The 20975-nt window shown below is 67.3% G+C and carries 19 protein-coding genes; all 19 read left to right on the plus strand.

Features of this window, described 5'->3' with window-relative positions:
• The coding region (locus AC1DSA_RS25775; RefSeq protein WP_477894066.1) for a type VI secretion system protein TssA at nucleotides 1-280 on the plus strand (280 nt) is incomplete at its 5' end.
• 34 nt (nucleotides 281-314) lie between these two features.
• A complete protein-coding gene (gene tssB, locus AC1DSA_RS25780) occupies nucleotides 315-833 on the plus strand; it encodes a type VI secretion system contractile sheath small subunit (RefSeq protein ID WP_477894068.1) in 519 nt (172 codons plus the stop codon).
• 14 nt (nucleotides 834-847) lie between these two features.
• A complete protein-coding gene (gene tssC, locus AC1DSA_RS25785) occupies nucleotides 848-2344 on the plus strand; it encodes a type VI secretion system contractile sheath large subunit (RefSeq protein ID WP_477894070.1) in 1497 nt (498 codons plus the stop codon).
• A 173-nt stretch (nucleotides 2345-2517) separates the two neighbouring features.
• On the plus strand, nucleotides 2518-2997 hold the full coding sequence (locus tag AC1DSA_RS25790; RefSeq protein WP_477894072.1) for an Hcp family type VI secretion system effector: 480 nt from the start codon (nucleotides 2518-2520) through the stop codon (nucleotides 2995-2997).
• A gap of 12 nt (nucleotides 2998-3009) precedes the next feature.
• Complete coding sequence (locus tag AC1DSA_RS25795; RefSeq protein ID WP_477894074.1) at nucleotides 3010-3495, plus strand: DUF4347 domain-containing protein; 486 nt, start codon at nucleotides 3010-3012, stop codon at nucleotides 3493-3495.
• Between the two features lie 15 nt (nucleotides 3496-3510).
• On the plus strand, nucleotides 3511-4017 hold the full coding sequence (locus AC1DSA_RS25800) for an Hcp family type VI secretion system effector (protein WP_477894076.1): 507 nt from the start codon (nucleotides 3511-3513) through the stop codon (nucleotides 4015-4017).
• Nucleotides 4018-4023: 6 nt separating this feature from the next.
• Entirely contained in the window at nucleotides 4024-4548 is a 525-nt protein-coding gene (gene tssE / locus AC1DSA_RS25805) for a type VI secretion system baseplate subunit TssE (RefSeq protein WP_477894078.1), read from the plus strand.
• Between the two features lie 8 nt (nucleotides 4549-4556).
• Nucleotides 4557-6461, plus strand: a complete 1905-nt coding sequence (gene tssF, locus AC1DSA_RS25810) for a type VI secretion system baseplate subunit TssF (protein WP_477894080.1) — start codon at nucleotides 4557-4559, stop codon at nucleotides 6459-6461.
• A complete protein-coding gene (gene tssG, locus AC1DSA_RS25815) occupies nucleotides 6458-7552 on the plus strand; it encodes a type VI secretion system baseplate subunit TssG (RefSeq protein ID WP_477894082.1) in 1095 nt (364 codons plus the stop codon). Before tssF ends, tssG begins: the two co-directional genes overlap by 4 nt.
• Nucleotides 7545-10283: a type VI secretion system ATPase TssH gene (tssH, locus tag AC1DSA_RS25820; protein WP_477894084.1), complete on the plus strand. Its 2739-nt coding sequence runs from the start codon at nucleotides 7545-7547 to the stop codon at nucleotides 10281-10283. Before tssG ends, tssH begins: the two co-directional genes overlap by 8 nt.
• Before the next feature lie 97 nt (nucleotides 10284-10380).
• Complete coding sequence (locus AC1DSA_RS25825; protein ID WP_477894086.1) at nucleotides 10381-12684, plus strand: type VI secretion system Vgr family protein; 2304 nt, start codon at nucleotides 10381-10383, stop codon at nucleotides 12682-12684.
• Between the two features lie 10 nt (nucleotides 12685-12694).
• On the plus strand, nucleotides 12695-13141 hold the full coding sequence (locus AC1DSA_RS25830) for a DUF6484 domain-containing protein (RefSeq protein WP_477894088.1): 447 nt from the start codon (nucleotides 12695-12697) through the stop codon (nucleotides 13139-13141).
• A 10-nt stretch (nucleotides 13142-13151) separates the two neighbouring features.
• Nucleotides 13152-14258: a DUF2169 family type VI secretion system accessory protein gene (locus AC1DSA_RS25835; RefSeq protein WP_477894090.1), complete on the plus strand. Its 1107-nt coding sequence runs from the start codon at nucleotides 13152-13154 to the stop codon at nucleotides 14256-14258.
• A complete protein-coding gene (locus tag AC1DSA_RS25840; protein ID WP_477894092.1) occupies nucleotides 14255-15286 on the plus strand; it encodes a hypothetical protein in 1032 nt (343 codons plus the stop codon). The genes AC1DSA_RS25835 and AC1DSA_RS25840 overlap by 4 nt, the downstream gene beginning before the upstream one ends.
• Nucleotides 15283-16395, plus strand: a complete 1113-nt coding sequence (locus AC1DSA_RS25845) for a PAAR-like domain-containing protein (RefSeq protein ID WP_477894094.1) — start codon at nucleotides 15283-15285, stop codon at nucleotides 16393-16395. The genes AC1DSA_RS25840 and AC1DSA_RS25845 overlap by 4 nt, the downstream gene beginning before the upstream one ends.
• A gap of 67 nt (nucleotides 16396-16462) precedes the next feature.
• Nucleotides 16463-17401 carry a hypothetical protein gene (locus AC1DSA_RS25850; RefSeq protein WP_477894096.1) on the plus strand — a complete coding sequence of 313 codons (939 nt, stop codon included), beginning with the start codon at nucleotides 16463-16465 and terminating at the stop codon, nucleotides 17399-17401.
• Between the two features lie 14 nt (nucleotides 17402-17415).
• The gene (locus AC1DSA_RS25855; protein ID WP_477894098.1) at nucleotides 17416-17856 is read left to right on the plus strand and encodes a GNAT family N-acetyltransferase; all 441 of its coding nucleotides are present in this window, start codon (nucleotides 17416-17418) and stop codon (nucleotides 17854-17856) included.
• Nucleotides 17857-17939: 83 nt separating this feature from the next.
• Nucleotides 17940-19841 carry a protein kinase domain-containing protein gene (locus AC1DSA_RS25860; protein ID WP_477894100.1) on the plus strand — a complete coding sequence of 634 codons (1902 nt, stop codon included), beginning with the start codon at nucleotides 17940-17942 and terminating at the stop codon, nucleotides 19839-19841.
• A complete protein-coding gene (locus AC1DSA_RS25865) occupies nucleotides 19838-20881 on the plus strand; it encodes a polysaccharide deacetylase family protein (protein WP_477894102.1) in 1044 nt (347 codons plus the stop codon). The genes AC1DSA_RS25860 and AC1DSA_RS25865 overlap by 4 nt, the downstream gene beginning before the upstream one ends.
• The last annotated feature ends 94 nt before the right edge of the window (nucleotides 20882-20975 follow it).

The following is a 20975-nucleotide window of genomic DNA, read 5'->3' on the forward strand; positions in this document are numbered from 1 at the left end:
GGGCACCGCCGTCGCGCCCGCCACGCCCGGCGCGCAGGCGCCCGCCCGGGAGGCGGCCCCGGCGACGTCCGGCATCGCGATCGCTTCGCGCGAGGACGTGATCCGCGCGCTGGAGCGCGCCTGCGAATGGATCGAACGCAACGAACCGAGCAATCCCGCCCCGCTGCTGATTCGCAGGTCGCAGCGGCTGATGAGCAAGAACTTCATCGACATCGTGCGCGACCTCATCCCCGATGGCGTCGACCAGGTCGAGAAGCTCGCCGGCACCCCCCACTCCTGATACGCAAGCCGCCTACTCGGAAGGAGCCTCCACCATGGCAACCAGCAGCCAGAAGTTCATTGCCCGCAACCGCGCACCCCGGGTGCAGATCGAATACGACGTCGAGCTCTATGGCGCCGAGAAGAAGGTGCAGCTGCCCTTCATCATGGGCGTGCTCTCGGACCTGTCGGGCAAGCCCAGCGAGCCGCTGCCGCCGGTGGCCGAGCGCAAGTTCCTGGACATCGACGTCGACAACTTCGACGCCCGCATGAAGTCGATGAAGCCGCGGGTGGCCTTCCAGGTGCCCAACACGCTGAGCGGCGAGGGCAACATGGCGGTGGACATCACCTTCGAGAGCATGGACGACTTCTCCCCGGCCGCCGTGGCGCGCAAGGTCGAGGGCCTGCGGCAGCTGCTGGAGGCGCGGCAGCAGCTCGCCAACCTGGTGACCTACATGGACGGCAAGACCGGCGCCGAGGAACTGATCGCCAAGGTGATCACCGACCCCGCGCTGCTGAAGTCGCTGGCCGAGGCCCGCAAACCGGCCCTCGAAGGCCCTGCCGATCACGCCTGATGGAGACGAACACCATGGCCGAAACCACACTCAATCCCGCTTCCGCGCTGGAAGGCATCGAGTTCCAGGGCGGTGAGTTCGCCTCCTTGCTGAACAAGGAGTTCAAGCCCAAGTCCGACGATGCGAAGACGGCGGTCGAACAGGCGGTGCTCACGCTGGCGCAGCAGGCGCTGGTGAACACCACCCTGATCGGCAGCGACGTGATGATGTCGATCGAGGCCATGATCGCGGAGCTCGACAAGCGCCTGTCCACCCAGGTGAATGCCATCCTGCACCACGCGGACTTCCAGCAGGTCGAGAGCGCGTGGCGCGGCCTGCACTACCTGGTGAACAACACCGAGACCGACGAGATGCTGAAGATCCGCGTCTTCAACATCTCCAAGCTGGACCTGGGCAAGACGCTCAAGCGCTACAAGGGAACGGCCTGGGACCAGAGCCCGCTGTTCAAGAAGGTGTACGAGGAGGAGTACGGCCAGTTCGGCGGCGAACCCTTCGGCAGCATCGTGGGGGACTACTACTTCGACCACAGCCCGCCGGACGTCGAACTGCTGGGTGAGATGAGCAAGGTGTCGGCCGCCGCCCACACCCCCTTCATCGCCGCCGCGAGCCCCGCGCTGATGCAGATGGGGTCGTGGCAGGAACTGGCCAATCCGCGCGACCTGACCAAGATCTTCACCACGCCCGAATACGCCGCCTGGCGGTCGCTGCGCACCTCCGAAGACGCGCGCTACGTCGGACTGGCGATGCCCCGCTTCCTGGCCAGGCTGCCCTATGGGGCCAAGACCAATCCGGTGGAGGAGTTCAACTTCGAGGAAGAGACCGCGGGCGGCGAGCACGGTGCCTACACCTGGGCAAACTCGGCCTACGCCATGGCGGTCAACATCAACAACGCATTCAAGATGTACGGCTGGTGCTCCTGCATCCGGGGTGTCGAATCCGGGGGCGCCGTCGAAGGCCTGCCGACGCATACCTTCCCCACGGACGAGGGCGGCGTCGCCATGAAGTGCCCGACCGAGATCGCCATCAGCGACCGGCGCGAGGCCGAACTCGCCAAGAACGGCTTCATGCCGCTGGTGCATCGCAAGAACTCCGACTTCGCCGCCTTCATCGGCGCGCAGTCGCTGCAGAAGCCGTTCGAATACGACGACCCCGACGCCACCGCCAACGCCAACCTGGCGGCGCGGCTGCCCTACCTGTTCGCCTGCTGCCGCTTCGCGCACTACCTGAAGTGCATCGTGCGCGACAAGGTCGGCTCCTTCCGCGAGCGCGAGGACATGGCCAAGTTCCTGAACCACTGGATCATGAACTACGTCGATGGCGACCCGGCGAATTCCTCGCAGACCACCAAGGCGCAGAAGCCGCTGGCCGCCGCCGAAGTGGTGGTCGAGGAAGTCCCGGGCAATCCCGGCTACTACACCTCCAAGTTCTTCCTGCGGCCGCACTACCAGCTGGAGGGGCTGACCGTGTCGCTGCGCCTGGTGTCGAAGCTGCCGTCCGCCAAGGCCGCCTGATCCCGATGTTGCCCGGCGCGCGCCGGCCCTTGCGGGCGCGCGTTCCGGGTCCGGAGAGTGAACGAATGCATGGGCAGCGATGCAGGGCCGACGGTGTCGCTGCGGTTGGTATGCAGGCTGCATTCGCAGATGAAGCAGCGCGCAGTTCTTGTCCCATTCAAGGAGAGTGAAACATGTCAATCGATTGCCATATCAAGTTCGAAGGAGTCGACGGCGAATCCACCCACAAGGACCACAAGGGCGAGATCGAAGTGCTGTCGTGGACCTGGGGCGTGCAGCAGGCTGCGGGCGCGGGCGCCGGCGGCGGGTCCGGCAAGGGCAAGGCGAGCCCGCAGGATTTCCATTTCACCCACATGTACGACAAGGCTTCGCCGGTGCTCGCCAAGCACTGCGTGGGCGGCAAGCACTTTGCCACCATGAAGCTGACCGGGCGCAAGGCCGGTGAAGGCCAGAAGGACTTCCTGGTGATCACCATGAAGGAGGTCTACATCACCAGCGTTCAGCCGGGCGGGTCGCAGGGCGGCGACGTGGTCGAGCAGGTCAGCTGCTCTTACAAGGACGTCGAGTTCGCCTACAAGCCGCAGGATGACAAGGGTGCACTTGGCGGCGAGGTCAAGTTCGGGTGGAACACGGCCACCACCGAAACTCGCTGACGCGCGCGCACCATGGCCACGCTGACCTGGAAGGACAGTCGCCTGGCGGCTGACGACATGGCGCCGTGGGACACGACGGTGATGCTGACGGGTCCGCGGATTCCGCTGTCGGAGCTGGTGTCGGACAGCATCAGGTGGGGCGACGAGAACGAAGGCGGGGCCCGCGACCTGATGATCTACTGCCACGGCGCGGCCGGCTATCTGCAACTGTGCAAGGAGGGCGTGGCCGCCTGGAATCTGGGCAAGCTGGCGCCATTGAAGCCGTACTTCGACGGGGTGAGCATCCATGCCTGCGAGGTTGCGAAGGGCCCGTCGGGCCGGGCCTTCTGCGTCAAGCTGGCGCTGACCCTCTACGCGCCGGTCACCGCGGCCGTCGGGCTGCAGGGCAACACCGGCCCCCAGACTCTCTTCGGCTGGCTCGACGACCGCAGGTTCGACGGCGACTACTACATCCACAACCCATCCGGGGCCCGCACCGGGCCGCTGAGATCGCGCTAGGACCGGGAGCGAATCATGGCGCCGACCCCGAATCCCGCATCCGACGGCAGCGACATCTTCCTGCACGTGCAGACCAAGCGCGCGGGCAAGATCAAGGGCGAGGCGTCGGCGCCGGACCACGAGAACGACATCGTGGTCGCGGCCTGGGCCTGGGGCATGAGCGCGGGTTCCGCCGTAGGCTCGGGCAAGGCCACCGCGCGCCGCACCTACAAGCACCTGACCGTGTTCAAGGGAATCGACAGCGCGAGCACCTCCCTCATGAGCGCGTTGGCCACCAACGACGAGGTGAAGGAGGCGAAGCTGACGATGCGCAAGGCCGGCGACGCGCAGGTCGACTTCTTCACCATCGTCCTGGGCGGAGCCCGCGTGAGCGCGATCGACATCGAGGTCGACGATCAGGGCACGCCCGTGGAACGGGTCGAGTTCGCGTTCACCAAGGTGGAGGTCGACTACCGCCGCCAGGAGAGCAGCGGGCAAAGCGGCGCGACCAGTTCGTTCATGGACGAACTGCTGCCGCAGTGACCCGCCATGGCTGCCGTCGACCTGCGCAACCGGCTGCAGCCGTCCCTCCTGGACCGGCTGACCGACGACCAGCCTGGCGAGCGCGTGGAGGCGGAAGACCGCCGCGTGATGTCGCGGTCGCAGCTGCGGCAGGCGGTGCTGCGTGACCTGGCCGCGCTGTTCAATTCCGTGCAGCCGCTGGGGACGCAGGCCGAGCCGCATCCGCAGGCGGCGGCCAGCGTGCTGAACTTCGGCCTGCCCCCGCTGTCCGGCCAGCTCGCCTCCTCCATCGACGTGAGCGTGCTCGAAGGCTACATCCGGCAGGCGATCGAGCGCTTCGAGCCGCGCATCCTGCCGCAGACGCTGGTGGTGCGCGCCCTGGAGGCGACCAGCGTGCTCGACACGCACAACGTCATCGAGTTCGAGATCAGCGGCCACCTGTGGTCGCAGCCGATGCCGCTGGAGGTGCTGCTGCGCACGCGGCTCGACCTCGAGGCCGGGCAGGTGGCGGTGCGCGACGCGGTCGGTGTCGCGCCGTCCAAGGCGCGCTAGGAGCCGGCATGGACCCCCGGCTGCTGCGCCTTTACAGCGAGGAACTGGGTCACCTGCGCGAGGTCGGCGCCGAGTTCGCCGCCGAATTTCCCAAGATCGCTTCGCGCCTGGGCATGGAGGGCATGGAGGTCGCGGACCCGTATGTCGAGCGCCTGCTGGAAGGGTTCGCCTTCCTCGCCGCCCGGGTGCAGCTGAAGCTGGAGGCGGAACAGCCGCGGCTGATCGGCCACCTGCTGGAGTCGATCTACCCCAACTTCCTGGCGCCGGTTCCTTCCATGATGGTGGCGCGCTTCGGCGTGGACCCGGCCGACCCCAACCTGGTGAAGGGCTACACGCTGCCGCGCGGCAGCGCCTTGCTGTCGGAACAGGCGCGCGGGCAGGACACGCACTGCGAGTTCCGCAGCGCCCACGCCGTCACGCTGTGGCCGGTGGAGCTGGTGAACGTGCAGTACTTCAGCTACGCGCCGGACCTGCCGATGACGCGCCTGCCGCAGGCGCAGGGCACGCGCGGCGGACTGCGCATCCGGCTGCGCTGCGGCGGTGGGGTGACGTTCCGCCAGCTCGGGATGGACCGGCTCGCGTTCTACATCAGCGCGCCCGACGACGTCGCGTTCCGGCTGCACGAACTGGTGCTCGGCACCGCCGCCGGCACGCTGGTCCACGGCGACGCCGGCACGGCCGCGACGCCGGGCCTGCAATGGCGCGGCGCCGACAGCGTGCGTGGCCTGGGCTTCGCGTCCGGGCAGGCGCTGCTGCCCGAATCGCTGCGCGCCTTCTCCGGCTACCGGCTGCTGCAGGAGGCCGCCGCGCTGCCGCAGCGGTTGCTGTTCTTCGAGGTGACGGGGCTGTCCGAACGCCTGGCGCGCACGGCCGGCAGCGAACTGGAGCTGGTCGTCTTCCTGCACAAGGGCGACCCGGCGCTGGAAGCACTGGTGGACGCGCACAGCCTGTCGCTGTACTGCACGCCCGCGATCAACCTGTTCCACAAGCGGCTGGACCGCATCCAGCTGGGCACCGGCTCCTGGGACTACCACGTGGTCCCGGACCGCACCCGGCCGATGGACTACGAGGTGCACAGCATCGCCGGCGTGACCGGTTACGGCACGGGGCGGGTCGCGCAGCAGGAGTTCCTGCCGCTGTACGCCACCTGGCACGAGGCCGCGCCGCCGGCCGAGGGCGAGCCGCGCGGCTACTACACGGTGCGGCGGGAGCCGCGCCTGCTGTCCGCCCGGCAGCAGCAGAACGGCCCGCGTTCCTCCTACATCGGCGAGGAGGTGTACCTCGCGCTGGTGGACCCGCAGCATGGACCCTACCGCGAGGACGTGCGGCAGCTGTCCGTCTCGGCCTGGGTCAGCAACCGCGACCTGCCGACGCTGCTGCCGCGCGGCGCCACGGGCGCGGACACCGCGCCGCAATGGCGGCTAGAGTCGCCGGGCCCTGTGGCGCGGGTCGACGTGTTGCGCGGGCCGACGCGGCCGGTGACGCGCCGGCCGGTCGGCGAGCTGGGCTGGAGCCTGGTCAACCACCTGACGCTGAACCACCTGTCGCTCACCGGCGAGACGCCGCAGCGCGCGGCGGCGGCCCTGCGCACGATGCTGGGCCTGTACGCACCGCCGGAAGACACGGTGTGGGCCCGGCAGATCCAGGGCGTCCACGGCGTGGAAGCGCGGCCGGTCGTGCGCAGGTTGCCGTTCACCGGGCCCCTCAGCTTTGGGGCCGGCGTCGAGATCGCGCTCGAACTGGACGAGATGGCGTTCCAGGGCAGCAGCGCCTTCCTGTTCGCCTGCGTGCTGGAGCGCTTCTTCGCCCGCCACGCGGCCATCAACAGCTTCACCCAGCTGACGCTGCGCACGCCCCAGCGCGGCGAGGTGATGCGCTGGCCGCCGCGCATCGGCCTCAGGGAGACGGTGTGAAGCGCGAGACCGCGATCGTCCCCGAGGCCGAGCGGCTGCAGGCCCTCGCCAGGCTGTTCGCGGCGCTGCACGCCGACCCGCGTGCGCACGACTTCTTCGCCGTACTGCGCCGGGTGGAATCGCTGCGGCCTGAGCTGCCGCGCCTGGGCCGGGCCCAGCGTCCCGCGCAGGAGGCGCTGCGCATCGGGCAGGAGCCGGAACTGGATTTCGCGCCCGCCGCTCTCGCGAGCTTCGAGCCTGGCGCCGCCGCGGCGCCGCGCCTCGGCGTGCGCTTCTTCGGGTTGCTGGGGCCGCAGGGTCCCATGCCGCTGCACTTCACCGAGTACGTGCGCGAGCGCCTGCGCTTCCGCGGCGACGCCACGGCGGCGCGCTTCCTGGACGTGTTCCACCACCGCATGCTCGCGCTGTTCTACCGCGCCTGGGCCCAGGCGCAGCCCACGGTGCAGCACGACCGGCCGCAGGACGACCGCTACGCCGCGTGGCTGGGAGCGAGCTGCGGCGCGCTCGGGGCCTCCGACACGCCGCGCGCGCTGCCGGAAAGCGCGCGCCTGTTCCAGGCCGGCCTGCTCGGCTCGCGCAGCCGCCACGCGGAGGGACTGGGCAAGCTGCTGGCGAACCACTTCGGCGTGCCGGTGCGGATCGAACAGCACGTCGCGCAGTGGCTGGCGCTGGACCGGCAGGACCGCACGCAGCTCGGGTTCGCGCGCAACCGGCGCGAGCGCAGCGCCGGCCGCGCCGGCGAGCTCGGGGTCGGCGCGGGCTGCGGCTCGCGCCTGCGCGATCGCCAGTACAAGTTCCGCATCGCGCTCGGACCGCTGACGCTGGCGCAGTACGAAGCCTTCCTGCCCGGCGGCGTGGCGTGGCCCGGGCTGAGCGAATGGGTGAACGACTACGCCGGGCCCGACCTGCGCTGGGACGTGCGGCTCACGCTAGCGCGCGACCACGTGCCGCCGCCGCGTCTGGGCGCGAGCCTGCGGCTGGGCGTGGCGACCTGGATCGGCCGCATCCCGCATCCGCGCGAGCGCAGCGACCTGCGCCTGCGTCCGCACACCAGTTTCCTCTTGCGGCATCACGGAGGCAGGCATGCTTGAAATCTCGCGCACCGCCCTGTTCGGCAAACTCAACCCGCTGGCCTACAAGGCGATCGAAGGGGCCACGGTGTTCTGCAAGCTGCGCGGCAACCCCTACGTGGAACTGCAGCACTGGATGTACCAGATCCTCAACACGCAGGACTCGGACCTGCACCGCATCGTCAAGCACTACGGGCTGGACGCTTCGCTGCTGGCGGCCGACCTGATGGCCTCGCTGGACCGCCTGCCGCGCGGCGCCAGCTCCATCACCGACCTGTCCAGCTGGATCGAGAGCGCGGTGGAACGCGCCTGGGTGTACGGCTCGCTGATGTTCGGCGACACGCAGGTGCGCACCGGCTACGTGGTGGTCGGGATGCTGAAGACGCCGTCGCTGCGCAATGCGCTGATGACCCTCTCGAAGCAGTTCGATCGCATCAAGCTGGAGGACCTGACCGACCGCTTCGGCCAGATCCTGTCCGGCTCGCCCGAGCAGGGGCTGCGCGCCAGCGACGGCAGCGGCGCAGCGGCCGAGCCGGGCGAGGCCAGCGGTGCGATCGCGCCCGCGGCCATGGGCAAGCAGGAGGCGCTGCAGCGCTACGCCGTGGACCTCACCGAGCGGGCCCGCAAGGGCGAGCTGGATCCGGTGGCGGGCCGCGACGAGGAAATCCGGCAGATCGTCGACATCCTGATGCGCCGGCGGCAGAACAATCCCATCCTCACCGGCGAGGCCGGCGTCGGCAAGACGGCGGTGGTGGAGGGCTTCGCGCGGCGGCTGGCCAGCGGCGACGTGCCGCCGCAGCTGAAGGACGTGTCGCTGCACGTGCTGGACATCGGCCTGATGCAGGCCGGCGCCAGCATGAAGGGCGAGTTCGAGAACCGGTTGCGCTCGGTCATCGACGAGGTGCAGGCCTCGCCCAAGCCGATCATCCTGTTCATCGACGAGGCGCACACATTGATCGGCGCCGGCGGCGCAGCCGGCACCGGCGACGCGGCCAACCTGCTGAAGCCGGCGCTCGCGCGCGGCAAGCTGCGCACCATCGCCGCCACCACCTGGGCCGAGTACAAGAAGCACATCGAGAAGGACCCGGCGCTGACTCGCCGCTTCCAGGTGGTGCAGGTCGGCGAGCCCAGCGAGGAGAAGGCGGTGCTGATGCTGCGCGGTGTCGCCTCCATCCTGGAGAAGCACCACCGCGTCGCGCTGCTGGACGAGGCCATCGTCGCCGCGGTGCGGCTGTCGCACCGTTACATCCCCGCGCGCCAGCTGCCCGACAAGGCCGTGAGCCTGCTCGACACCGCCTGCGCTCGGGTGGCGGTGAGCCAGCATGCGACGCCGCCCGAGCTGGAGGATTGCCAGCGCCGCCTGGACGCCCTGCAGGTGGAGCGCGAGATCATCGGCCGGGAGGAAGCGATCGGCATCGACGTGGCGGACCGCCGCAAGCGCGTGGTGCGCTCGCTGGACGACGAGCAGACGCGGCTCGCCATGCTGCAGCAGCGGCATGCTGAGGAGAAGTCGGTGGTGGACCGCATCCTGGACATCCGGGCGCGGCTGCGCGCGCAGCCGGCCGAGGAAAAACCCGCCGCTGCGCCGGGGCAGGGCGAGGCCAGGCCGGCCGCGGTGGAAGCTGCGACGCCGCCGGCCGAAGCTGCGCTCACACCCGCCGAGCGCGAAAGGCTGCTCTCGGAACTCGCGGGCCTGCAGGCCAGGCTCGATGCGTTGCAGGGCGATTCGCCCCTGATCCTGCCGACCGTGGACGAGGCGGCCGTCGCCAGCGTGGTGCAGGACTGGACCGGCGTGCCCGTGGGCCGCATGGTGAAGAACGAGGTCGAATCGGTGCTGCGCCTCGCCGACACGCTGAACCAGCGCGTGATCGGCCAGAAGCATGCACTGGACATGATCGCGCGGCGCATCCAGACCTCGCGCGCGCGACTGGACAACCCCAACAAGCCGATCGGCGTGTTCATGCTGTGCGGAACCTCGGGTGTCGGCAAGACCGAGACCGCGCTGGCGCTGGCGGAGTCGCTGTATGGCGGCGAGCAGAACCTGATCACCATCAACATGAGCGAGTTCCAGGAGGCGCACACCGTCTCCACGCTGAAGGGCGCGCCGCCCGGCTATGTCGGCTACGGCGAGGGTGGCGTGCTGACCGAAGCGGTGCGCCGGCGTCCCTACAGCGTGGTGCTGCTGGACGAGGTGGAGAAGGCGCACCCGGATGTGCACGAGCTGTTCTTCCAGGTGTTCGACAAGGGCTGGATGGAAGACGGCGAAGGGCGCGGGATCGACTTCAAGAACACCATCATCCTGCTGACCAGCAACGTGGGCAGCGAGCTGATCGCCCACATGTGCCGCGACCCGGCCCGCATCCCGGAGCCGGAGGCCATCGCCAAGGCCCTGCGCGAGCCGCTGCTGCAGGTCTTCCCGGCCGCGCTGCTGGGGCGGCTGGTGGTCGTGCCCTATTACCCGCTGTCGGACGAGATGATGGGCAACATCGTGCGGCTGCAGCTCGGTCGCATCGGCAAGCGGGTGGCCGACAACCACGGCATCCCCTTCGAGTACGGCGATGACGTGGTGCAGCTGGTCGTGTCGCGCTGCACGGAGGCGGAGTCGGGCGGGCGCGTGGTCGACGCGATCCTGACCAACACCGTGCTGCCGCACATCTCGCGCGAGTACCTGCAGCGGCTCACCGCCGGGCAGGCGCTCAAGGGCGTGCGCCTGAGCGTGCAGGACGGGGACTTCGCATACGGGTTCGACTGAGGGGCGCGCCATGCCCATGACTTTCGGCCCTGCCGCGTTCGCGCCCGACCCCGTAAGTTCGGCGACACCCACTCCGCGCGCCTCGCCCGCTGCCCGCATGCCTGCCCCGGTCACGCTCACTTGCCCGCTCCCCGCGGACAGCCTGCTGTTCGCTGCGATGACCGCATCGGCCGGCCTGAGCGAGCTCGGCGAGACGCAGCTGACCCTGCTCAGCCCCAAGCCGGACCTGAAGCCCGAAGACCTCCTGGGCAAGCCGATGACGGTGAAGGTGCAGATGCGCGACGACAGCAAGCGCTTCTTCCACGGCTACGTCTCGCGCTTCGGCATGGGCGCGCACCAGGGCCAGTACTTCACCTACCACGCGACCGTGCACCCCTGGCTGTGGTTCCTCACGCGCACGGCCGACTGCAGGATCTTCCAGGAACTGAGCGTCCCCGACATCGTCAAGAAGGTGTTCGAGGACCACGGCGTGGCCAGCTTCGAGTTCAAGCTGTTCCGCAGCTACCGCAAGTGGGTCTACTGCGTGCAGTACCGCGAGAGCGACTACAACTTCGTCGCGCGGCTGCTGGAACACGAGGGCATCTACTGGTACTTCGTGCACGGCGACGGCCAGCACAAGCTGGTGCTGGTGGATTCGCAAAGTGCGCACGATGCGGCGCCGACCTGCAAGTCGCTGCCGTACGTGGAGGAGGGCGCGGACGCCGCCGCCGACACGGACCACGTCTCGGGTTGCAGCTTCTCTCGCGAAGTGCGCAGCGGCAAGGTGGCGCTCACCAGCTACGACTTCGAGCGGCCCTCGACCGACCTGAAGGTGAAGGCCGACAAGCAGCGCAGCTACGCCCTGTCGGACTACGAGGTGTTCGACTTCCAGGGCGACTACGTGCAGTCGGCCGACGGCAGTCAGTGGGCCGAGGACCGCATGGACGAACTGCAGACCCCTTTCCAGTCGATGCGCGCCGCATCCAACGCCCAGGGCATCGAGGTCGGCCGCCTGCTCAAGCTCTCGCACCACCCGCGCAAGGACCAGAACGACGAGTTCCTGATCACCTCGCTGTCGGTGCGCGCGCAGGTGAACGGCTACGAGTCCGGCAACACGGCGGCCGACTACCGCTGCGAGTTTGCCGCGATCCCGGCGGCGCAGCAGTTCCGGCCCCGGCGGCGCACGCACAAGCCCTGCGTCCAGGGACCGCAGACCGCCACCGTGGTCGGGCCGTCCGGAGAGGAGGTCTTCACCGACAAGTACGGCCGCGTGAAGTTGCAGTTCCACTGGGACCGCTACGGCAAGAAGAACGAGGAGAGCTCGTGCTGGGTGCGCGTCTCGCATCCCTGGGCCGGCAAGAACTTCGGCATGGTGGACATCCCGCGCATCGGGCAGGAGGTGGTGGTCGACTTCCTGGAAGGCGACCCGGACCAGCCCCTCATCACGGGCCGCGTCTACAACGCCGAGCAGATGCCGCCGTGGGACCTGCCGGCCAACGCCACGCAGTCCGGCATCCTGAGCCGCTCCTCCAAGGGCGGCGGCTATGGCAACGCCAATGCGATCCGCTTCGAGGACAAGGCAGGCAGCGAGCAGGTGTGGCTGCACGCGGAAAAGAACCAGGACATCGAGGTCGAGAAGGACGAAACCCACTGGGTGGGCAACGACCGCAAGAAGACCATCGACCACGACGAGACGACGCTGGTGAAGCACGACCGCACCGAAACGGTGGGGAACAACGAGACGATCGCCATCGGCGTGAACCGCAGCGAGACCGTGGGGGCCAACGAGACCATCGGCATCGGTGCCAACCGGACGGAGAACGTCGGCGCGAACGAAACGATCGCGATCGCGGCGAACCGGTCCGAAACCGTGGGCGCCAACGAGACGATCGGCATCGGCGCCAACCGCTCGATCAGCGTGGGTGGCAGCGAAACCGCGACGGTGGCCCTGCAGCGGACGCATGCGGTGGGGGTGAACGAGACGATTGCGGTCGGGGGCGCCCAGGAGATCGCCGTCGGTGCCGCGCAGATTGTGGCGATCGGGGCGCTGCAGAGCGTGACGGTCGGGGCCAGCCAGACCATCGATGTGGGAGCGAGCCAGAGCACCACGGTGGGTTCCGGCCAGACCAACAAGATCGGCGCGGACCGCAGCGTGGACGTGGGCGGTGCCCAGTCCACGACCGTGGCGAAGGGACGCTCTGCTTCCGTGGGCGAAGACGATGCGGTCAAGGTCGGGAAGAACCTGGTTATCGATGCCGGCGACTCCGTGTCGATCAAGACGGGCAGCGCCAGCATCACGATGAAGAAGGACGGAACGATCCAGATCAAGGGCAAGGACATCACGATCGACGGGTCCGGGAAGATCAACATCAAGGCCGGCGGCGACATCGTGATGAAGGGATCGAAGATCCTGCAGAACTGAAGGAGATGCCATGAGCGCCAGGGACGGGTTCGAGAGCTGGACAGCGATGCCGGTGCAGATCGGCGGGCTGGTGGCATTGATGGACGACGGGGTCACGCCCCTGGTGATCGATCCATCCCAACCCGAAGCGCCGGCGAGGCAGGCACGCAGCGTGGTGGACCTGCATGCAGCGCACATCGGCCGGCAGGTGGTGCTGATGTTCGAGGGCGCCGATGCGACGAAGCCGATCGTGATGGGCGTGCTGCAAGGCACCGCTGCAGGTCGCCCCGAGCAGGTGGACGTGGAAGCGGATGGCGAACGCATGATCGTCAGCGCGCAGCAGCAGCTGGTGCTGCGCTGCGGCAAGGCGAGCATCACATTGACCAAAGCAGGGAAGGTGCTGATCGAGGGGGCTTACGTGCTCAGCAGATCCACCGGCGTGAATCGGATCAAGGGTGGATCGGTGCAGCTGAACTGAGGCTGACTCCATGGAGTTCATCAACGCCACGCGGATGCAGGCGGGTTATACGATGGGTACGGAGCCCAGTGGGCGCGAATTGCTTGTCGTCGTCATCAAGGGAACATTCGTGCTGCCGCAAGGCAGTGAGCAGGTGCGCTTGCACGATGAGCAAGTGCCACTCGTGATGGCGGACACGTTCACGGGCGCGCCTGGATACAGCGCGCCCGTATACGAAATGGATTTCGCACCTCGGAAAGCCATGTGCGATGTACTTCTCATCGGCCATGCCCGGACTTCAGGGTCTAAGCCGGTTACCCGCATACGCATCAGTCTGCGCGTCGGCGCCATGGAAAAGCGCTTCGACGTGGTAGGCGATAGGCTCTGGCAGGCGGGCGCGACAGGAATCCGCGCGTCATCGCCCACAGCGTTTGTCGAAAAGCTGATTTCGTACGACACGGCCTTCGGTGGGATGGACCGGTTCAGTGACGACGCGGGCGAGCATGACGCCTTCCTGCCAAACCCGGCAGGCCGCGGGTGGCATAAGCACCTGAAGAGTTCCTGGGTGGACGGAACGCCTCTTCCGAACACCGAAGAAATTGGCACAGAGATTGGTTCTCCCGACCAGGCCTGCCGACCCATGGCCTTGGGACCGGTAGGACGAGGTTGGTCTGGACGCGCGCGCTACGCTGGGACCTACGACCAGCAATGGCTCGATGAGGTCTTCCCCTTCTTGCCAACGGACTTCGACGAAAGGTATCACCAAGCCGCGGCTGTGGATCAGCAAATTCCCGTCCCCAAGCAGCCGACGGAAGTGGTCCTTCAGGGTTTTACTGCGAACGGCCCGAGGACGTTTGTGCTGCCTCACTTTGATGCGCCCATCAAGCTATTCCCAAAACACGGCAGACCGGAGGATTACACGGGCACGCTCGACACGATCACCTTCGATGTGGACCACGAGCGTTTCACGATGACATGGCGCCTGGCGCGACCCCTGCGGCGAAGCATTCACGAAGTCGCGCAGGTTCTCGTCGGACGCAAGGGCAGGCAGTGGTGGCAGAAGCGTGAGCAGGCCTTCCCCATCCCCGTCGTCATGCTGCCGATGGCCGACGAGCATCTCCCGGAGCCGGGAACGTGACACGCAGCGGAATCGCCATTTTGAGGGCCGGACTCGTGACATCCGTTGGTCTCACTGCCGACGAAAGCTGTGCGGCATTCCGCGCAAAACTGACGAACCCCACAGCCAGTCGGTACTTGGGCGCGCATGGCAGCTGGATCATGGCGCATCAGGTGATGCTTTCTGAACCTTTGCGCAGTATGCGTAGACTGGCCAAGATGGCTGCTATGTGCATAGAAGAAGCACTGCAGCAGTTTCCGCGCAAGGATTGGGCTCGGATCCCTGTGATCCTGTGCGTTGCCGAGCGTGAGCGCCCAGGCCGACTTGAGGGGCTGGAGGAGCGGCTGTTCGGGATGATATGCGCCGACCTCGATGCAAGCTTCGCCGCGGATTCGGCAGTGGTTGCCTCCGGGCGCGTTGGTGTGAGCGTGGCGCTCGTGCGCGCCCGGCAGTTGGTGCATGGGCATGCGCAACGGCACGTCGTGATTGTTGCGGTGGACAGCCTACTGGCGTGGACTTCGCTGCGGCACTACGAGGAGCGCGACAGGCTGCTCACGGATCGGACCGCGAACGGTTTTATGCCAGGTGAAGGCGCTGGCGCGCTGCTCGTCGGAGCGCCGCCTGCAAAGGGCACATGGCTGGTTTGTTCTGGGATCGGATTCGGACGTGAGCCTGGGGCGATCGAGAGCGAGCATCCCTTGCGGGGCGATGGTTTGGTGCAAGCGATCCGTCAGGCAATCGGTGAGGCAGGGGTCCAAATGCAGGATCTCGATTACCGAATCACTGACATTTCGGGCGAGCAGTATTACTTTAAAGAGGCGGCGATAGCGTTGACCAGGCTGCTTAGAGTCCGAAAAAAGGAATTCGATATGTGGCATCCAGCGGAGTGCACTGGAGAAATTGGAGCGGCATCGGGTGCGGCAATACTCGCCGCGGCTTTGGCCGCGTGCGAGAAGCGTTATGCGAAAGGTCCGAGCGTCCTCCTTCATGCCGGCAACGATGCGGGAGAGCGGGCCGCGGCGGTGTTTCAGTATGAGGCATTGGGATGAGCAACGAGGTCTACGCAAATGGCATGGAAATCTCCTGCAAGCAAGCAGCAGGAAAGTCCATCTGCGCGTTTCCGGACGTCTGCATGACACCGCCGCAGACGCCGGCCACACCGCCGGGCGTTCCCATCCCGTATCCGAATACGGCGTTCGCGTCTGATACGACCGATGGTTCTTCGACCGTGAAGATCTCCGGACAGGAGATCATGCTTAAGGACAAAAGCTACTTCAAGAAGAGCACCGGTGACGAGGCTGGATCAGCGCCGATGAAGGGCGTTGTGACCCATCAGACAACCGGCAAGGTCTACTTCACCGCGTGGTCAATGGATGTCAAGGCGGAAGGCGAGAACGTCGTCCGTCACATGGACATGACCACGCACAATCATGGCTCTACTCCGCCAAATAGTCTGCCGACGGTGTACCAGGACATGTTGAATGCTCTTCCTGCCGAGTGCGCGACACAGAAATCGGAGTTCGAGACTAAGTGTGCGTCGGCGACTGTGCAGGGGAACAAGGTGAAAGGCTGTACGAGTGCCTGCAAGGAAGCCCAGAAGTGCATCCTCGTGCCTAAGAAGCTGGACAAGCAGTTCTGCTGTGGCGAGGATACCAACACGGACGAACGCACGGGGGACCACTTGGTGGAGGTTTCATCCTTCACCCAGCCGGGAGGCCGCGGTGGCTTGTCAGGGATGGGGGTCACGCAGGCAGTCATAGCAGCAACGGGCGCGCAGATCGAATCGCCGCTCTCGAAATCGCTACCGCTTGACAAGCAATTCGAGTCATACGATCAGTTCGATGCGCCCACAGTGTGCGTCGGCAAGGATCATTCCGACGCTCTGCACCACAAGCTGCAAAGCCTCAGGGACAAGGCGAAGCGGCGACGCCGCAATGGAGTCCGGAATCAGCCTCTGGACAGCTGGGGGCCAGACCCACATCAGCACAACTCTTATGCAACTCTGGGAGAGTCAATCCAGGACGGTGCCTGGGCACATCAGCAAACGTTTCCGCACTGCAATAAGGCCTGTACCGAGGCGCAGCTCGAGGCCTATCACGTCACGCAGGCCTCCATCCCGGCTGACACACCGGTACGAACGGCCACCGTTTTGAGCTAGGCTCAAAGCTGGAGGTTACGAGGTGCCGTCACTCTCGCTTGCTGACTACTGCCGGGTGTTCCCGCCCGTGGACGCAGTTTCGCTAAATGACACCCAATGCATCCTTGTCCTGAGCGATCCGCCGGATCCGGCGCTGGAGCAGAGGCGCAGCGCATTGGTGCTCGTGGACAGAAGCCGCGAAGAGGCCTTTTTGCTCGCGGAATTTCCCGGTGCATCTGAACTCCTGCTGTGGGCGGTTGCAGTTGGAACTTCGCCCAGCGACTTCCATGCCTTGGTGGTTTCGCCCGGGGGGCATCTGTGGGAGATGAGGCCCGGAGGTGTGGTGAAGCCTATTTACGACGCCTTTGGTGAAGAGGGGCCGGCCACCTTCGGTTACCTGAACTGTTGTGCAACACAAGGGGAATTCGTCTACGTGGGAGGCATGTCGAACCAGCTGTATCGGTTTCCGCTTCGCGGCAGTTTGGTAGAACGGAAGGACGAGTTGCTGCTGGATCGCGACATGGTTGACGCCGACAGCGCGATCTATGGCCTGTCCGACTTGGGAGGCCGGTACTTGGTCGGTGTCGGAGGTGGGGGATTGCTATTCGTCATGACTGCAGGCGCGCTCCGCCGCATCGAGAGTGGCACGAACGCAATGCTTAACGCAGTCAGTGCGGTAGATTCCAAAAGATTCGTGGCGTGCGGCGCAGGTGGGATGCTTTTGCACGGTTCTGTGGATGACATGTGTGACACGGAAGAGTCCGGTTTTCCTGGCGTGTACTTTTCCGACGTCCGCACGATACATAACCATCACTTCTGGATCGGGGGGCAGAGACTCTACAAATCCGCCAAAGGCAAGCAATGGTTTGAGTTGGCCTTGGTGAGCGGCGTCCCCACGGTGAGTCGGTTTGCTCGCGGTGGCCCATCCGTTTGGGCGATCAGTTCTTTTGACCTCGGGTTGACCATTGATGGAGAACGCTGGTCCTGGATTCCGTGCAAATCGGTGCGAATGATGGTCAGCGGTTGACGCACGCTATGGACATGCTCATCCCTCTGCATCAAGCGCGCCCGGCGCGCGCGGACATTGTCCAGGTCCGCCGACCGTTGGCTCCGGAGCACAAACTGATCGTCACATGGACAGCGCGAAATTTTTCGGCCGGCTGGTCGAGCGAAGCGTCGGTGGCCCTTGGCAATAGGCCGCCAAGCCTCTTCATCGCCCAGCACGGCAACGACATCCAGGGCTTCTGCTGCTACGACGCCACCGCCCGCGGCTTCGTCGGCCCCATCGGCGTGCTCGACTCCGCCCGTGGCCGCGGGATCGGGGCCGCCCTCCTTCTCGCCTGCCTGCACGACATGCGCACCATGGGCTACGGCTATGCCATTGCCGGCTGGGTCGGGGAACCTGAGTTCTTCCGGAAGGTCGCCGGGGCGATCGAGATCCCGGATTCCACGCCGGGGATCTACGCCAACATGCTGAAGTGAGATGACTTTCGTTCATTGCCGGCCCGGCGCCGGCCGCCGACCATGGGGCGAAGCGGCGGGGGTTGCCGCAGCAAGGCATGGTGATGGCACTGACGAAAGAGTTTCCCAAGGCGGGTCCTGCCGACGCGGCGGCGGATTCCGCCGCACCCGCGTTCGATCCTGACGCCACCCGCGTCGCCCCGGTGGCTTCGCCGCTCGGGGAGATGCCGTCGATCACCGCGGCCAACAGCAGGCTCGCGCAGCTGGCCGCTACGCATCCGCCGGGTTCCTCCAGCGCCCAGCCGCGCACCGGTGCGGGCGACACGCTGCCCGGCAGCCGGGCGGCCGGCGATGTGCCGCAGCGCCAGGTGGGGCGCTACCAGATCCTCGGCACGCTCGGCCGTGGCGGCATGGCCAGCGTCTACCAGGCGCACGATCCCGGCATCGGGCGCGACGTGGCCCTCAAGTTCCTGCATTCGACGCTGTGCGAAGACAGCGACTGCCGAGCACGCTTCCTGCGCGAGGCGCGCGCGGCCGGCGGCCTGTCGCATCCCAACATCGTCACGGTGCACGACGTCGGCGAGATCGACGGCCGGCCCTACATGGCCATGGAGTTCCTGCAGGGCGACGTCCTCAGCGAGGTGATGAAGCCCAACCGGCCGCTGCCCGTGCGCGACGTGCTGGTCATGGGCATCCAGCTGGCCAACGCGCTCGACTACGCGCACGCGCACCGCATCGTCCACCGCGACATCAAGCCCGGCAACATCGTGCGGCTGGAAGGCACCGACACCATCAAGGTGACCGACTTCGGCATCGCCCACATGGATTCCTCGGTCACCGGCGAGCAGCACACCCGCGTGGGCGACGTACTGGGAACGCCGCAGTACATGTCGCCCGAGCAGACCCGCGGCGACAAGCTCGACGGGCGCTCCGACCTGTTCTCGGTGGGCATCGTGCTCTACCAGATGCTCACCGGCCACCGGCCGTTCGCCGGCGACAGCCTGGTGGCGGTGGCCCTGCGGATCGCCAACGAGGAGGCGCCGCCGCTCGAAAAGGAACGGCCCGACCTTCCCCCCTCGCTGCGGCGCATCGTCGAACGCTGCCTGGCCAAGAGTCCCGATCGCCGCTTCCAGACCGGCCGCGAACTGTCCGAGGCGCTCGGCCGGGTGCTGGCCGAGATCGACGAATCGGCGCGCGTGCGGGCCAGGCCGCGCATCATCCCGCTGCGGGTGAAGTGGGCCGCCACCATGGCCCTGGTGGTGATGGTCGTGATGGGCATCTCGGCCGCCGTGATCACGCAGCGCCAGTACGGCGCCATGCTGGAGCAGGTCATGGGCAACGGCGCTTCGCTCGCGCGCTTCATCGCCGCCCAGAACGCGATCGCCGCGCTGGGAGAGGACTGGCCGGTGGTCGACGTCTCGGTGCAGGAGATGATGAAGACGGGCGATTTCCAGAGCATCACCGTCGTCGACCGCGACAACATCGTGCGGGCCGACGGCGACGCAGCCCGCGTGGGCCAGGCCTATGCGCGGCCGGCCGGCCAGGCGATCGGCGCGTCCGGCGGCGGCGTCACGATGTGGCGCCACGAGGCGGGGGGCGAGCGCGTGCTCGCGTTCGAGACGCCCATCACCTTCCAGGGCAAGAGCGTCGGGCGCGTCGCGCTCGGGCTGGCCGAGCGGCCGCTGGTGCACGTCGCCCGGCTCTCCATGGGGCTGATGGCGGCGCTGGTGATCGTCACGGTGCTGGCGGTGGCGGTGGCCATGTACTTCGTCGCCGACTGGTTCGCCCGGCCGATCCACCTGCTCATCGAGTCCATGGCCGAGATCGGCCGCGGTCACTTCGAGCACCGCATCGCCGAGCCGCGCAACGACGAATTCGGCCAGCTGTATGCCGCCTTCGACCACATGGCGCAGGCATTGCAGCAGGCGCGCGATCCGGCCGCGGCGCCGAGAGTCGTTCCACCCGGATCCGAGGCGCCCACCCTCGTGCCTCCCTCCGCGCCATGAACGGCCTGCGATCGACGGCGCGCGGCGCAGCCACGCTCGCCCTGGCGGCAGGCCTGCTCGCGGGGTGCGTGACGCCGCCGGAGGCCCCCGTGGCGCCGAACGCGGTTGACACGGTCGCAGCGCCCGCACGCGGCACCGTGCTCGGCCGCAACCAGCGCTTCCTGGTCTACCAGCCGGGGACCGGCGAGACGCTGCGGTCGATCGCCGCCAACTTCCTCGGCAGCGAGGAGCGCTACTGGACGATCGCCGATTTCAACGGCATCGCCCGGGCGGAAGCGGGCCATCCGCTGGTCGTGCCCCTGAAGTCCCCCAACCCGACCGGCGTGCGCGCCGACGAATACCAGACGGTGCCCATCCTCTCCTACCACCGCTTCGGCACGGGCGGCGGCAAGATGGTGGTGTCGCCGGCCAACTTCGCGCTTCAACTCGATTACCTCGCGCGCAACGACTACCGCGTCATCCCGCTCGGCCAGCTGGTCGGCTACCTCGCCGGCAAGCAGGCGCTGCCGCAGCGGGCGGTGGTCATCACCATCGACGACGGCTACGAATCGACGTACCGCCACGCGTTCCCGCTGCTGCGCAAGTACGGCTTCCCGGCGACGGTGTTCGTCTACACCGACTTCGTCGGCTCGGGCGAAGCCCTCAGCTGGGCGCAGCTGCAGGAGCTCTCGGCCTCGGGACTGGTGGAGATCCAGGCGCATTCGAAGACCCACCGCAACCTGATCGACCGCGTGGCCGCGGAGAACGACCAGCAGTACCGCCAGGGCCTGGAGCAGGAGGCGAAGGCGCCGCGCGAGATCCTCGAGCGTCGGCTGGCCGTGCAGGTGCGCCATTACGCCTTCCCCTTCGGCGACGCCAACGACGTGGTGCTGGACGTGCTCGCGCGCCAGCAGTACCAGCTGGCCGTCACGGTCAATCCCGGGGGCAACCCCTTCTTCGCGCAGCCGCTGATGCTGCACCGGACCATGATCTTCGGTGACCATGGCATCGAGGCCTTCAAGGCGCGGCTGCAGACCAGCCGGCCGCTGGGCGCGCCATGACGGGGCGCACCTTGCGCCACGTCGCCGCCGTGCTCGCGGCCCTCGCGACCGCGGCCTGCGTCTCGCCGCCGGAGCAGCGCGCGCCGGGCGCCGC

The sequence above is a fragment of the Ramlibacter sp. P4_H7 genome, from assembly GCF_056400765.1.